Here is a 15,645-nt window from a genome sequence, read left to right as displayed (position 1 = left end):
TGATGAAAAGTTCAACCTCTTTACGAAAGGCTAAAGATAGAAATCCTACCTAACTATCCTTGGGTATTCTACCAATTCACCCGAGGTGACTTATAATAATTGATTCCCCGAACATCCCATCGTTTGGATGCAGAAGCAAGTCTCTCTGAGAAATTATTGAAGTTTCTCATGCTTGAAGGTGTCCAGGCCACTTCCGCCGTAGCATAAATTCTAGGGAAAATCATGTATTCTATCTCTTCTCGGTTTGTTATGGTCTCTGACCAAAGTGGAGTCTCTACCCCAAGGATATTTTCTTTCTCTATTCCTTCGAGGTAATTGGCTGGATCCCAATTGTAAGCATCATCAACTTCAATATAAGCAGCCCAATGCAAACCAAGATAGGTTGTAGAATCATACTGCATATCCATATAAGTCTTTTTGGCTGGGGACATTAAAACCTTATTTCCTTGCTCAACGGCTAAAAGAGCATTTTCATCATCTCCCCAATATTGAGCAATGTTTTCTGGACGTAGAGTGGTGGTTGCTACTTCATCCCAGCCAATGCTAATTTTTCCATATTTAGCGACAATTTCCTGAGCCCGCTCCACAAAATTGATGTAGTCCCCTTTCTCGGTTACATGAGATTCATCTCCTCCGATATGAAAATATGGTCCTGGTGTAAGCTCCACTATCTCCCTTACCACATCATCAACGAATTGATAAGTCAGTGGCAAATCAGTGGCAAATGTGGAAAACCCGACTTCAATTCCAGTATAAAGTTCTGCTGGTTGAGGGTTTACCAAAGGCATATCATAATCGAGAGGTAGCTTTGTCAAAGAATCTAAAACTCCATTAGCAAGGTTAACTCCGGGATTTAGCTCAGCGTAAGAAGCCAGCGCCGCATTGGTATGTCCAGGCATATCGATTTCAGGAACCACTGTAATGTATCGCTGAGCAGCATAATTTACGATTTCTCTGTACTCTTCCTGAGTGTAAAATCCGCCTTCTCCACCACCAACTTCGGTACTTCCTCCAATTTCCGTCAGCTTTGGCCAAGATTTAATCTCAATTCTCCAGCCTTGATCATCAGAAAGGTGTAAATGAAAAAAATTGTACTTAAGCCTTGCCATAATATCTATGTAGTGCTTTACATCTTCCACACTGAAAAAGTGTCTAGCCACATCCAACATGGATCCTCGATAGCCATATTCCGGTTCATCAATGATTTTTCCAGCGGGGATTTCTACTGGCAATTCCAATTGACCATTAGAAGCAATCTCAGGTGGAAGAGTCTGCAAAAGTGTTTGTACAGCATAAAATAATCCCGGCTCTCCATCTGAACTCAGAATAATTGACTCTTCTGAAATATCTATTGAATAGGCTTCATAATTCGTTCCTGAGGTTCTTTGAAGAATAATTGTTCCTCCATCAGATACAGCCGGAGTGGACCCACTTGCTTTTCCTATTTCGTCAGCTAAGAATGAAGCAATCCAATCGATCCCTTCCCCACTACCCTCAATCTTGATGGATGAAGATTGATTAATTTGAAAACTACCTGAGCCATTAGATACTTCTCTTGGTAATGGAATTATACTTTTTTCTGTCAGAGATTCTTCCGGCTGGCTACCGCAGGAAGAAAAGAGAATTAATAAAAGAATGGGGATTAAATATGACTTCATAATGTTAAATTTAGACCAAACTTAATCTAAATTTTCAATAAAGATTAGTATAAAAAAGGATTTCTTAGATAAAGCAAGATGCCATAGGATTAGGGGAAATCGAGGATAGAATAAATCTGATTCTCAACTTTTCTGATAAAATCTGACTTTTTGCTAGCTTATGATTTCATAACCATAAAACAATTAACCCAAAAATATCTCATGAAAAATAGTAGGAGGAAATTTCTTAAAACTGCTGCCGCTTCCGCTGCTTCTTTTTATATAGTTCCCAGAAGTGTCCTTGGTGGACCTGGATTTATTGCACCTAGTGATAAGCTTAGGGTGGCAGGAATCGGTGTTGGAGGAATGGGAGGCAATGATGTTCGAGGAGTTTTTCAGAGTGGAAAAGCAGAATTCATTGCGCTTTGTGATGTAGATGATTCTAGAGCATCCCAGGTAGTTAATAAAATGAAGAAGGCCAAATACTACAAGGATTTCAGAAAGATGCTTGAGGCTGAGGAAAATAACATTGATGCCGTAACAGTTTCTACCCCGGATCACATGCATGCAGTCCAAGCGATGATGGCTATGAAAATGGGTAAACATGTGTATGTGCAGAAACCTTTGTCCCACGATATTTATGAGGCAAGAAAGCTTACTGAAGCTGCCGAAGAGTACAAAGTGGTCACTCAGATGGGAAATCAGGGCTCCTCGGGTGATGGAGTTAGAAAAATGGTAGAATGGTATCAAGCTGGACTGATCGGAGAAGCAACTAAGGTATACTCGTGGACAAACCGGCCGGTGTGGCCACAAGGCATTCCATGGCCAGAAAATAAAATGACTCCACCAGAAGACCTGGATTGGGATTTATGGTTAGGAACCGCTCCTTACAAGGATTACGTGGGTAACCTTGTTCCCTTTAACTGGAGAGGTTGGTGGGATTATGGGACGGGAGCCCTTGGAGACATGGCATGCCATATCATGGAGCCTCCTTTCCGAGTTTTGGAACTGGGATACCCAAAATCAGCAGAATGCAGTGTGGGATCAGTTTATGTTGGTGAGTTCCAAAGAGGATTCTTCCCTGAGAGCTGTCCTCCCTCCTCTCATATAACCTTACGATTTGATAGACCAGGCAAGGAGGACTTAGAATTCCACTGGATGGATGGTGGAATCCAACCCACTCGTCCTGAAGAGCTAGAACCCAATGAAATAATGGGTGATGGAGGAAATGGTGTAATTATAGAAGGTACGGAAGGTAAGATGATGTGTGCTACTTATGGAAGAAACCCACAGCTTCTTCCGACCTCAAGAACAAAAGATATTAATGTCCCAGAAACATTATATCGAGTACCAAAAGGTGATGGAGGTCATTACAATAATTGGGTTGAAGCATGTATAGCAGGATATGGCTCAGAGGAATTCAACAGATTGAGCTCACCTTTTTCAACTGCAGGCCCATTAACTGAATCAGTGCTTATGGGAAATCTAGCCATACGAAGCTATGATTATCAAGATAAAAAAGGTGAATTTCCCGGTCGTGGTATTAAGTTGGTTTGGGACGGACCAAATATGCAGATTAAAAACTTTGAACCTGCAAATCAATTTGTGAGAAGAGACTACCGAGACGGATATAGCCTTTAAATAAGGTGAATTAAAAGAAGGGTATTACTGGACTTCCAGTTCAACCCTTCTGTTTTTTTGTCGTCCGGCTTCTGTTGCATTTGAGGCAATCGGTCTCGTACCTCCCCAACCGGAGATTCTTAGTCTTTCAAACTCAACCCCCAAATCCACAAGATAATCTCTAACTGCACGTGCACGGTCGAGTGATAATGCCTTGTTCAAGCCAGGATCACCTGAACTGTCCGTATGTCCATGGATGCGGACTGATAGCTCCTTATTTTCCAAAAGAAAAGTGCTCAGTTCCTTCAAGGCTAATTCAGTATCTAAGCCTTCAAATTCAGCTGTTCCTCTGGAAAAAGCCACCTTTTCCAGTTTTATACTTTGACCTTTTTGAACCTTAGCCAGAAGGGCAATATTGGGCTGATCGACAATTAATTCATCTGTAGAGAAAGTAAATGGGAAGTAACCAGGACTACTGACTTTAACTTCATCAACCCCTTTTGACAGCAAATCCGCATATAGGATGGAATCAGTTTTACTAAAGGTCACAGGATTTTTTTTAGACATGAACTCTACTGTAAAATCAAGTTTGATCTTCTCCTTTGCATCCACAGCAATCCAAACCAATGGCTTAGATTCAAGCTGCACTGAGTCAAGAAACAACCCAATTTCAGGCTTTCCAACCATTATTTTTGGAGATATCGGTTTGATCTTTTCCTCCGTCAAATAAGTCACTGATTTTTCAGGAGCAGAAATGTCTGCTGACTCGCGGGCCAAAGACCTTCTCAACGCAGGTTCAAAATCTGAAGGAATATCCAATTCCACTTCCGTGGCAAAGCTCCTCAAATCAAAAAACCCACCACTATTTTGACTAGATCCCCAAACCACTTCATTTTCCGCTATAATTGCCAGACCTGATTCAGAGCCTGCACTGTTAATTTGGTCCCATCTTATAGGATTACTCCAATCCTGCCAAGATTCTCCGGTTTTTAAAGCCACATAAACATCCTTTCCTTCGGCGTCAGGTCGATTGTTCGTTGAATAGTAAAGCCTTTGAGTTTTTGAATCGAATAGTGGACTTACCTCCTGACCAAAAGTATTGATCACAGTACCTAGATTAATAGGTTCGGACCAAGTGATTCCAAAAACTAACTCAAATACATAAAGGTCCTCATTACCCATTGAATCAGGTGTTTCGCCAGATAAAAAAATTAATTTTCCATCCACCACAGAACCACTTACCAAACCTGAGAACTGATCGATTTTAGGTACTTCTAACCTTCTTCGGTAATTCCAATCCCTCCCAAATTTAGCGTATTCATGAATACCACGATTTCCATTGCCCTCCTCATGAAAAACAAGCAGAGTGATCACGTTTGGCATTCCAAGAGCTAGGTCATACCCGGATGTACTTAAGTCAGCACGGTGAATTGCCTCTCTCCACTTTCCGTTTTCATCCTTTTCGATCATCCAGATGTCTCCCCGGTCACTAGTTCCTCCAATATTTTCGGGATGAAAAGCTCTCGTGAATAGCAATCTTCCATCTCCAAGCCAAACAGGATTCCAATCATTCTGATTTGAGTTTGCCCCAGTTACGGAAACCGTTTCCTGGGCCAAGACCGGAGAGGCCAGCGTGAATAAGCTTAAGACTATAAGTCTAAATACTGGTTGTTTTATTATTGACATATTACTCTCCTAGAACGATCGCGAACACCAATGGTGCCACAATTGTTGCATCGGATTCAATGATATACTTTGGAGTATCCACTCCCAATTTTCCCCAGGTGATCTTTTCGTTGGGTACAGCACCGGAATAAGAACCATACGAAGTGGTTGAGTCAGAAATTTGGCAGAAATAACCCCATAGAGGAATGTTTTCCATTTGAAGATCCTGATGCAACATGGGTACAACACAAATCGGGAAATCACCTGCAATGCCCCCTCCTATTTGGAAGAAACCAACAGTACTTTCTTCTTTCGCTTTAGAAATGTACCAATCAGATAAATACATCATATACTGAATGCCCCCCTTAACGGTATGCACATCTTTCACATCTCCAGAAATACAATGAGACGCATACATGTTTCCAAGTGTAGAGTCCTCCCATCCCGGTACGATAATCGGAAGATTCTTTTTAGCAGCCTCTAGCAGCCAACTGTTCTTTGGATCAATCTGGTAGTATTTCTCCAATTTTCCAGAGAGTAAAATTTTATAGAAAAACTCGTGTGGAAAATAGGATTCTCCATTTTTATCAGCATTCATCCATTCATCGAGAATAATGTCTTCTATTCTCCTCATAGCCTCCATTTCAGGAATGCAAGTATCGGTCACCCGGTTCATGTGCCTTTCCAGGAGATCCTGCTCCTGTTGAGGAGACAAATCCCGATAATTTGGAATACGCTCGTAGTAATCGTGAGCAACCAGATTAAACACATCCTCTTCCAGGTTGGCACCTGTGCAAGTAATGATTTGGACCTTATCCTGTCGTATCATTTCAGCCAGAGAAATGCCCAGCTCCGCAGTAGACATGGCTCCTGCCAAAGTAACCATCATCTGGCCACCGTTATCGAGGTGATTCTTGTATCCTTCAGCAGCATCGATCAATGCGGCAGAGTTAAAATGTCTGAAATGATGTTTTAAGAAATTCGTGATTTTCATATGGAAATGAGATTAGTCTCAAAAATACTTCTTTCGCACAAAAAAACCCGGACCAGCCGGGTTTAACAATATCAATTTAACCCAATCATTTAACTGAGTCTGTTTTGTTTTCATTATAAGCCTTATTCAAGCCTTCAATTACGGCTTCCGTAACATCAATCGACTCATTGGCATACCATACAGCCCCTCCTCTTGTTTTGCTCAAAATCATGCTATAGCCATTTTCCTTTGCAAAACCTTCCATGAAGGTTTGAATCTCTTCGTAAACCTCATTATACAGATTCGCTTCATCTGCAGAAAGCTCCTGCATAATGTTATTTCTGTAGGTCATTAGGTTTTGCTCCTTCTTTACAAGTTCATCCTGCTTTGCAAGTGCTTGATTCTGAGTCATATTATTCGCTGACTGCTGGAAATTAGCGACTTCCCTTTCGAATCCTTGGGCGCGGCTCTGAAGCTCGGTTTCGAATCTTTTCCCCTTTTCTGTGATCTCTTCAGATTTAAGCTTGAAATATTCATACTTGTTGATCACACTATCTGTGGAAACATAAGCAATATTCAAATCGCTAATTGAAACACTGCTTTCAGTTTCTGTAGTTTCAGCAGAATCTGAAGAGGCAGGTTGATTACAGGAATAAAGGGTAATTCCGAATAATAATAAGAGTGATAGTATTCTAAATGATTTTTTCACTTTGGAATAATTTAATGATAAGGCCGCAAATATAATTAAAGAATTGAATTGAGGAGAGTGTATGGCCAAAGGCTTACATTAATTTGAGTTAAACTAAAAGAAAATATCCTGAGCAAGACGGTAAACCATGGCGTGGGCCTCAATAATATCCCGAATCTGAGGTGAATAGCCACCACCCATGCAGCACATTACAGGAATATCTTTTTCGAATGCCGAACCCAAAACAAATTCATCTCTTTCTCTAATCCCCTGTAATGATACGCTCAGCTTTCCAAGCTTGTCTGAATCTAAAATATCCACTCCACACTGATAGATTATGAAATCCGGTTGGAACTTATCGATAAGCTTAGGTAAAGTAATTTTAAGGTTTTCAAGATATATCCCGTCTTTGGTATGATCTGGAAGTGCAATATCGAAATCAGATTTTTCTTTGTGCATAGGGTAATTGGATTTACCATGCATGCTAAAGGTAAAAATGTTGGGTTCATCTTTGCAGAGCAAAGCGGTCCCATTTCCTTGATGAACATCCAAGTCAACAACTAAAACCCGCTTAGCCAATTTGTTTTTTAATAAATAATTGGCTGCAACTGCGATATCATTCAATAAACAAAAGCCCTCCCCATGATCAGCATAGGCGTGATGCGTTCCTCCCGCAATATTCATTGCAATGCCATGTTCTAAGGCAAATTCACAAGCCATTACTGAGCCACAGAGAATATTGATCTCTCTTTGGACTAGTTGTTTAGAAAGTGGAAACCCTGTCTTTCGCTCCTCTTTTCTGCTGAGTGATAAAGAATGGAGCTTTTGCAAATAATCGTGATCATGAACATCTAGAATCCACTTCTCATCAAGCATCCCTGGTTCAAAGAAGTGGGAATCATTTGCAGTACCCTCATATTTTAATTGCTCTGGAAGTAGCGCATATTTTTCCATTGGGAATCTATGACCCTCTGGCAATGGATGTGAATAAAGGGGTGACCAGGCAATTTTAAGCATAAAAAAACGCTTGATTGAAAACCAAGCGCACGGTGATTTGTTCGTGATTTATTATTAAATGTCTTCCTCTTCAGTCTGGAAGGAAAAGGCGGTAGGGTCTAGCTTGAGTGTGTCATCATTGAATTCTTTGATGAACTTTCGAATTACTGAATCATCAATGGCATCTACATTCAATGCAGCATCAAGGCCTAATCCAAAGTCATGGTTTGTATCAATATCCACAAACTCTTGAACCTTTATTCTCTCTTCTTCCTCAATCTCCATTATTATTTCCGTAATGAACCAGCCTATTTCTTCCTGAGCGCTATTTAGGGGAAGCATATTACCATTTTCATCTTCATCGTATGAAATGCCATTAAAGTCCGGGAATTTTTTTGCTGCTTCATGCTCTGCTAGTTCATAAACTTCTGAAGAATGGTGAAGCCGCAAAGTATAAAGTGCAGCATCGTAAATTACTTCCTTGCCTTCATACATTCCTATAAAGTAAAAATTCACAAACTCATCTGAGTTTTCGTCGTCGGGAATGACCTTATATATAGAGTTGGCTTTAGCCAATTCTGCCTTGAGCTCAGCAATGCGCTCCTGATCAAATCCTGGGTTTTGGGTAAGCATATTCATCTTAAATAATCAAAAAAAAAGATTCACAATTCCGTTTTTTCCTGAATCCATCAGAAAAAGTAAAGTATTTCATCAAATTGAACAAATATCCTCAACTTTATTGATCATAAATTTAAATTATGATACTTATTATCAATAATAATGGTTTAACGCTGGGTGGAATCTAGAGAATTTCCAAAAAGACCATTAAGGATACTGAGAACTAAAGCAAAAAGCAAAGCCCACCAAAATCCATCCACAATAAAACCGGGAATCAACCAGTCACAAACCAATATTACCAAAGCATTTATTACCAACAAGAATAAACCCAAGGTAAAGACCGTGATTGGCAAAGTTAATATGATGAAAAGAGGCTTTATCGTCAGGTTGATTAAAATAATCACAGCTGCTAAAATAAATCCGGTCATCACACTGTCCAGATGGATCCCAGGGAGTAAAAATTCAGCAATTGTGACTGCGACACCGCCAATCAAAATTTTGATCAAATAGGTCTTAGCCTTTGATTCGTTTTGCATAAATGAAAAAACAAAGAAATCCTGAAGTTAGCAAACCATAAAAAATCATATTTCTACACATATCTGACTGAATAATTGAGGCTTTCTTGCTCTCGTCAATTATATTTGAATTCTAATCAACCAGATCCTTCAAGTGATTATCATTATTTTCTTTTTACTGCACTGGTACTTCTCGTTATTCTGCCAGAGCTTTTTCCTTCACAGATACGCTGCTCATCAAATGTTCGTGATGAATAAATTTTGGGAGCGTTTCTTTTATCTCTTCACCTGGGTATGGCAGGGAAGCTCTTACCTTTCCCCACGCGCCTATGCTGTTCTTCACAGGATGCATCACGCTTACAGTGACACTCCAAAAGACCCACACAGCCCGCATCATACCGAAAATCTTTTCACCATGATGTGGAAGACTAAAAACATTTATAATGAGTATTTTTCTTTCAGATTGAAGCCAGAAGAGAGATTCTCAAAGGATATTCCTGATTGGTATAAGTTTGACAAATTTGCGGACCAAATGGGAGTTCGAGTTGCTTGGGGATTAATTTATGTGGCCATTTATGTGCTATGTATTTCCGTTTTCGAATTGCCTGGAACTCATTGGTGGATGTACTTCCTTTTACCAATCCACTTCTTAATGGGACCAGTCCACGGTGCGATAGTGAATTGGAGCGGCCATAAGTACGGATATGCTAACTTTGACAATAACGATAAATCCAAAAACAGTCTACTCCTTGATGTATTGATGCTCGGAGAGCTATTCCAAAATAATCATCACAAACTGCCAAACCGACCCAACTTTGCAGTGAAGTGGTATGAATTTGATCCAACTTATCCAGTTGTGAAGCTTTTGCATGCCACGGGAATCATTAAATTGAGGACTGCTTAACCCAGCTTTTACAATAAATTTGGAAGCCTTCCCGATTTGGAAGGCTTTTTTTTATACAAATTTGATGAAAATCAATTCTTATTCCTCAAAAAATTTGATTAAAAAAACTAAAGCCATAATTTGAGACAAAATTTAACTTAACACCTCAAATTATGAAACCACTTACTAGAGCCGAAGAAGAAGTTATGCAGATCCTTTGGCAAATGGAAAGAGGCTTCGTTAAAGATATGCTTGAGCATATGCCCAACCCGAAGCCTGCTTACAACACAGTCTCAACTATTGTTAGAATTTTGGAAAGAAAAGGCTTCGTAAGTCATAAATCATACGGAAAAAGCCATGAATACTTTCCTATTGTTTCAAAGGATGAGTACAGAACCTTTATCATCAAGAAGATGCTCGACGGATACTTTGACAGTTCGTTTAAAAAGCTCCACGAGTTTTTCAAAAACGATGAAGCTTTGAATACTAAAGAGTATCAATAAAAAAAGCCCTGATGGAACCATCAGGGCTTTTTTCTTACTTAATTTCTTCTAATAAAACTTCGATCGCCTTATCTAACTGTTGATCTATCCCACGATCTATCTGACCGGGCATATTTTTTATCTGAATTTGTGGTTTAGTTTCATTGTTTTCTAGCCACTCACCTGCTTTGTTTTTAGCAGAAACAGGAACTGTTCCCCATCTGGAACCATCAGGCAATCCTTCCCATCCTGCAAAGGAACAGGTGCCAGGAGTAGGCATCCCCAATGTGGTCCCTATTTCAAGGTCGGTATATCCACAAGCAAAGCAATGCCCATCAGAGTAATTCGCTTCGTTAAACATGGCCAGGGTTGGTTTAGTCCATCTTGCTGTTGGTTCATACCCAACTGCCCTTTCTTCGGTAGCATATGTGAGAAATTTTTCACCTGTGAAAAACATGGCCAAATCTGCCACTAAATCCCCACCTCCATTGAAACGGGTATCCACAATCACTGCATCAGCATCATGGTATTTACCCATCATTTCCTCATACATATCTCTATATGGACCATCACTCATCCCAGGAATGTGTACATAGCCGAGCTTACCCCCAGATTTCTCTTCTACTTCCCTCTGGTTCATTTTTACCCATCTTTTATAGAGTAATCGATTTTCCTCACCTAGTGAAATTGGCTTTACAGTGATCTCTGAAATGGATCCAGAGTCATTAGAAAGCTCTAGAAGGGTTAAATCTCCAGAAATTCTGTTTAGCATTTGTGCAAAATCCTTATCAGCTGTAATCGGGTTTCCATTAATTTTAGTAATGATCATCCCTTCTGAGACATCTAAATTAGCTTTGTCCAAAGGACCACCTTCAATAACCTCAGTGATTTTGATTCCATCACCTTCAAATCCATAGTCCCAGAAAATCCCTAAAGCTGCGGTCTGGTCGGGCATACTTACGTTTCTTGAATATCGCGCTCCAGTGTGAGAGGCATTCAGTTCCCCTAGAAGCTCAGAAATCATTTCTGAAAATTCATAGCTATTTCCAATATATGGTAGGTACTTTTCATAATCTGACTTTAGCTGTTCCCAATCCACTCCATGCATATCAGGAGTATAAAATATCCCATCTGTCCTTAACCAAACATGATCAAACATATATTGGAACTCAGCAGTCTTGTCAAACTTCATCTCACCTGAAATTTTAACCGTCTCCCTTTTCATACTGCTCGGATTGATTTTCGAGATTGAACCTCCATTCACAAGGAATAAGTTTTCTTTTTCTTTATCCCAGGATAAACTCGCATAGCCAGCATTCAAGGACAATTCTTGCTTAGTTTCTTTAGTTCTAAGATTTGTACTCCATAGATTATAGCCCTTTTCAAAAGAGGCCAAATAGTAAAGTTTTTCCCCATCCTTAGACAAAACTGCATCAGTAAGCCTGGAGCTATGAATAGTTAACCTTGCTTTCCTATCATCAATATCATCTAAATCAAAGGTGAGATCTTTTACCTTTTCTTCTTTATCTTCCTCATCATCTTCCTTCTTTTCATCGGGTTTATTGGCTTTTTCGATCTCCTTCATCAGCTTAAACTCCTCCTCTGAAAGATTAAACTTATCCCAGGCTTCTTGTTCGAAGAACATCGTATACACATCCAATTCACTTCGACCACTCGTAGCATAACTTCTCAAACCATCCCGATTAGAAAACCAAAGCATTTGCTTACCATCGTTTACCCAAGTTGGGCTGGAATCAGAATACCCACTTCGAGTCAGCTTCTTCATCTCCTGCTCCCCAGAAGCATCTAAGAGTACAACTTCAGAGTTCACCATCGTTGGGCGGTAAGTAGCCAAAAGCCACTTGCTATCGGGACTCCAGGTAAAATACTGATCACCATCTCTCATGTGGAAGAGTTCATCCGAAGACAGCAATCGTACTTTTGATCCACTCTGAAGATCATAAATCATTAAATTCTTTCTGTCTTCTATATAAGCCATTTTCTTCCCATCTGGAGAAAGCTTAGGCAAATATGCTTCTCCTTCTATATCCAGGACAGGAGTTTCCTCGATTAGGGTGGAGGCAAAGAAAAAAGGCTCTTCTTCACGTTTGATTTCTGCTTTAAAAATCTGCCAGCGCTCATCACGCTCACTAGCATAGTAGATTGACTTTCCATCTGGGGCGAACTCTACAAACTTCTCCTGCTCTGGAGACTTGGATATTTGCTTTGTCATTGTACCGTCCACAGAGGTCACGAAAACCTCACCTCTGGCCACGAAAGCTATTTCTTTTCCGTTCGGAGCAATGGACATTTCCTGAACTCCGCCATTTATTGAAATGAAGCGATCTGCGTTTGCACCATCTTGCGTACGGATTGTTACAGATACCTTTTGTGGAGATTGTCCTTTTTCTAAGGTGTAAAGCTCTCCATCATAGCTAAAGGCCATTTTTCCTTGTTGAGAAATGGAAAGGAATCTTACTGGGAAGCCTTCAAAATTTGTCAAAGACATCGGTGTTGAATTTCCAGTAAGTGATTTTGCAAAGACATTGAAATCTCCTTCCTGCTCACTTAGATAATACATTTCAGATTCGTCAGGAGAAAAAACTGGATTTCGATCTTCTCCATAAAAATCTGTCAACATAGTATGCGTCCCATTCGAAGAGTCATACATCCAAATGTCCCTTGCGATACTTGATTCGTGATGCTTTCTCCACTCGTTCTCCCCGCCTTTTTTATCATGATAGAGCATTTTGGTTCCCTCCGAATTGCTTTGGACATATTCCGCAGGGATGGTCCAAACCTGATCTACTCTACCACCTGACTTTGGCACCTGATAAAGCTCTGTCATGGACCTGGAAGGATGCTGCCTGTGTTCTGCTATATCCATTCGGACCCCTCCAAAAATTACTGACTCATTATCTGCTGAGAAACTATATGGGGTCTCGTCATTTGAGTGAAAAGTCAGCCTGGTGGCGGAGCCGCCTAAAGCATCCATTACAAAAATGTCAAAATTCCCATACCGATCTGAAGCAAACGCTATTTGCTGGCTGTCCTTACTCCAAACGGGCATATAATCATGTGCTTCATGAAATGTCAGCTGTCTGGCTTCCCCGCCCTGACTCGGAACAGAATATAAATCCCCCTTATAGGTAAAAGCTATTTGAGTTCCATCGGGTGAAATGGAAGAATATCTCAGCCATTTTAGGTTTTCTTGTGCCAATAAGCCATTTAAAACAAGAAAGGACATGGCAATAGCCGAATAAATTTTTTTCATATTTCAATTTATGGTTACGGAATAAATTAAATTAATAAATACAACATTATTGCATTTATATTACATAAACGGGTTCGGTGTCAAAAGTAATTAGAATCTCCCGGACAATGATTTCAATTAGCAAATTACCTAGGCTATATTTGCGCACTGAAAAAGCCGAATCAATCGAATGAACTCCTTTATTGAAGAATTGAAGTGGAGAGGAATGCTCCAAGACATGACACCTGGAATAGAAGATCAACTAAGTTCAGGGATGACCTCAGCATACCTTGGCTTTGATCCGACAGCCGATTCCTTACATATTGGACATTTGGTTGGGGTCATGACATTACTTCACTTTCAGAGAGCTGGTCATAGGCCTTATGCTTTGGTTGGAGGGGCTACTGGAATGATCGGTGATCCATCTTTTAAATCTGCTGAGCGAAATTTACTGTCTAAAGAAACCTTGGATCATAACATTGAGTGCATCAAGGCACAACTGGCAAAGTTTCTTGATTTTTCGGCTGAAGCCAAAAACCATGCTGTCCTTGTAAATAACTATGACTGGATGTCTGAATTTAGCTTCCTGGACTTCATCAGAGAAGTGGGTAAGCACATCACCGTAAATTACATGATGGGCAAGGATAGTGTTAAAAGAAGGTTAGAGGATGGTAATGGCCTTTCATTCACGGAATTCTCTTACCAACTTATTCAAGGCTATGATTTCTACCATCTCTGGAAGAATGAAAACTGCTCGGTTCAGTTAGGCGGTTCAGATCAATGGGGAAATATTGTTACCGGAACTGAGCTCATCCGAAGAATGGGCGGAGGATCAGCATATGCCCTTACCGTACCTTTAATTACTAAGGCTGATGGCTCCAAGTTTGGTAAAACTGAAAGTGGATCGGTCTGGCTTGACCCTGAAAAAACGTCACCCTATGCTTTTTATCAGTTTTGGCTGAACGTGAGTGATGAAGATGCTTCTAAATACATTCGGATTTTTACTACTCTTGATCAGGAAACCATATTAGACCTAGAGTCAAAACATGCTGAGGCACCGCATTTGAGAATTCTTCAAAAACAAATTGCCGAATCCATAACAAAAATGGTCCATGGAGATCAGGAATTGGCGATGGCAGTGAAAGCCTCACAGATTTTATTTGGAAAATCTTCCACAGAAGAATTGGCATCACTTGACGAGCGTACCTTCCTCCAAGTTTTTGAAGGAGTTCCTCAAGCGAAAGTCAGTAAATCAGATTTTGAATCAATCAATACAAATCTTGACCTTTTTGGCGAGGTAAGCCAAGGCTTGGTTTTCTCCTCCAAAGGGGAAGCCAGAAAGATGATTCAAGGAGGTGGGGTAAGTATAAATAAAACAAAGATTCAGGATCCAAATGCTGATTTCAAGGCCGACCTGCTACAAGAAAAATATATCTTGATTCAAAAAGGCAAAAAGAACTACTTCATCCTAGAAGTGAATTAACCCTTGGTCAATTTTGTTGTAAAACTCGTAAGTAAAAAGAGTCATATTTCGACAAAAATCATTACTTTGATGACGTATTGAGGTTTTTGACCGAAATTTAATTTTTCAAAAAATACACTATTTAAACCTATGCCTTCAGAAAAGAATAAGGAAAAAGTCATCCTTGAAGCGGCAGCAAGCCTCTTCACGAGCAAAGGTTATCAGGCCACCCGAATGGAAGATGTGGCAAAAGAGGCAGGAATAAGTAAAGGGTTGACCTATTTTTATTTTAAGAATAAAGAGGACCTATATCTTGCTTTAACCAGAAGAGCTTTTGACCAATTTAAAGAGGTTTTCAAAGAAGTGATTCGCAAAAAGGGACAAAGCGGTTTAGATCAGGTTTGCGACCTATTCACATCGGTATCCTCCTTTGCCAAAGCAAATCAGGTCTACTTTGATTCCATTGTGGATTTTCTGGACCTACTAAAAAAGTACAACGATCCATCTAAAAGAGATTCAATTCACCCTCGGATTTTAGAAAGTGAGCAATTCCAAAAGCTTCTGGAAACGCATCATGATCCTGCTAAGCTTGGAATTCGAATGATAAGCCAAGGAATTAAAGATGGAAGCATCAGGCCAGAACTACAGCCCGAAATCACCTTTTATGCTATTTGGAGTATGATGATTGGATACGAGAAGCTCCGGGGTCCGATAGGCTATGAAGAAAAGGAAATCAAAATAAACGATGAGAATTGGGAAAAGGGATACCTTAAATTAATTAAGGATATGCTCAAAGGCACCGTTCAGGCCAGTAAGCCCGTGACGGTTCAAGGAAGTTTATTCTAGACAAAAA

13 protein-coding genes are annotated in these 15,645 nt (G+C 40.0%); 5 read left to right on the top strand and 8 right to left on the bottom strand.

All coding sequences use genetic code 11. From position 1 onward, the window contains the following. Positions 1 to 68: 68 nt before the first annotated feature. On the bottom strand, positions 69 to 1,658 hold the full coding sequence (locus tag QVH07_RS06080) for a beta-N-acetylhexosaminidase (RefSeq protein WP_289999265.1): 1,590 nt from the start codon (positions 1,656 to 1,658) through the stop codon (positions 69 to 71). Positions 1,659 to 1,859: 201 nt separating this feature from the next. Here QVH07_RS06080 and QVH07_RS06075 point away from each other — a divergent pair, with 201 nt between their 5' ends. Beyond that, complete coding sequence (locus tag QVH07_RS06075; RefSeq protein WP_289999264.1) at positions 1,860 to 3,278, top strand: Gfo/Idh/MocA family protein; 1,419 nt, start codon at positions 1,860 to 1,862, stop codon at positions 3,276 to 3,278. A gap of 24 nt (positions 3,279 to 3,302) precedes the next feature. Here the strand turns inward: QVH07_RS06075 and QVH07_RS06070 are convergent, their stop codons facing one another. The 6 genes from QVH07_RS06070 to QVH07_RS06045 form a co-directional block, all read right to left on the bottom strand. Beyond that, entirely contained in the window at positions 3,303 to 4,943 is a 1,641-nt protein-coding gene (locus QVH07_RS06070) for an OmpA family protein (RefSeq protein ID WP_289999263.1), read from the bottom strand. Position 4,944: 1 nt separating this feature from the next. Beyond that, on the bottom strand, positions 4,945 to 5,916 hold the full coding sequence (locus QVH07_RS06065) for a deoxyhypusine synthase family protein (RefSeq protein WP_289999262.1): 972 nt from the start codon (positions 5,914 to 5,916) through the stop codon (positions 4,945 to 4,947). Positions 5,917 to 6,001: 85 nt separating this feature from the next. Continuing rightward, positions 6,002 to 6,604 (bottom strand): OmpH/Skp family outer membrane protein, encoded by a 603-nt coding sequence (locus tag QVH07_RS06060; RefSeq protein WP_289999261.1) that lies wholly within the window; start codon positions 6,602 to 6,604, stop codon positions 6,002 to 6,004. Positions 6,605 to 6,697: 93 nt separating this feature from the next. Further along, entirely contained in the window at positions 6,698 to 7,600 is a 903-nt protein-coding gene (locus QVH07_RS06055; protein WP_289999260.1) for a histone deacetylase family protein, read from the bottom strand. A gap of 54 nt (positions 7,601 to 7,654) precedes the next feature. Beyond that, positions 7,655 to 8,212: a hypothetical protein gene (locus QVH07_RS06050; protein WP_289999259.1), complete on the bottom strand. Its 558-nt coding sequence runs from the start codon at positions 8,210 to 8,212 to the stop codon at positions 7,655 to 7,657. Between the two features lie 152 nt (positions 8,213 to 8,364). Beyond that, positions 8,365 to 8,733 carry a phage holin family protein gene (locus QVH07_RS06045; protein ID WP_289999258.1) on the bottom strand — a complete coding sequence of 123 codons (369 nt, stop codon included), beginning with the start codon at positions 8,731 to 8,733 and terminating at the stop codon, positions 8,365 to 8,367. Between the two features lie 133 nt (positions 8,734 to 8,866). Here QVH07_RS06045 and QVH07_RS06040 point away from each other — a divergent pair, with 133 nt between their 5' ends. After that, the gene (locus QVH07_RS06040) at positions 8,867 to 9,616 is read left to right on the top strand and encodes an acyl-CoA desaturase (protein WP_289999257.1); all 750 of its coding nucleotides are present in this window, start codon (positions 8,867 to 8,869) and stop codon (positions 9,614 to 9,616) included. A gap of 152 nt (positions 9,617 to 9,768) precedes the next feature. Then, positions 9,769 to 10,098: a BlaI/MecI/CopY family transcriptional regulator gene (locus QVH07_RS06035; RefSeq protein ID WP_289999256.1), complete on the top strand. Its 330-nt coding sequence runs from the start codon at positions 9,769 to 9,771 to the stop codon at positions 10,096 to 10,098. Between the two features lie 34 nt (positions 10,099 to 10,132). On the opposite strand, the gene QVH07_RS06030 is transcribed toward QVH07_RS06035, so the two are convergent. Further along, positions 10,133 to 13,351: a S41 family peptidase gene (locus QVH07_RS06030; protein ID WP_289999255.1), complete on the bottom strand. Its 3,219-nt coding sequence runs from the start codon at positions 13,349 to 13,351 to the stop codon at positions 10,133 to 10,135. A 169-nt stretch (positions 13,352 to 13,520) separates the two neighbouring features. Here QVH07_RS06030 and tyrS point away from each other — a divergent pair, with 169 nt between their 5' ends. Beyond that, positions 13,521 to 14,813: a tyrosine--tRNA ligase gene (tyrS, locus tag QVH07_RS06025; protein WP_289999254.1), complete on the top strand. Its 1,293-nt coding sequence runs from the start codon at positions 13,521 to 13,523 to the stop codon at positions 14,811 to 14,813. A gap of 129 nt (positions 14,814 to 14,942) precedes the next feature. After that, positions 14,943 to 15,638, top strand: a complete 696-nt coding sequence (locus QVH07_RS06020) for a TetR/AcrR family transcriptional regulator (RefSeq protein WP_289999253.1) — start codon at positions 14,943 to 14,945, stop codon at positions 15,636 to 15,638. Positions 15,639 to 15,645 lie beyond the last annotated feature (7 nt).

The sequence above is a fragment of the Algoriphagus sediminis genome (genome assembly GCF_030403435.1).
GTDB classification, from domain to species: Bacteria; Bacteroidota; Bacteroidia; order Cytophagales; family Cyclobacteriaceae; genus Algoriphagus; species Algoriphagus sediminis.
The sequence above is the reverse complement of the archived record's forward strand: the minus strand, read 5'-3'. Positions and strand labels throughout refer to the sequence as shown.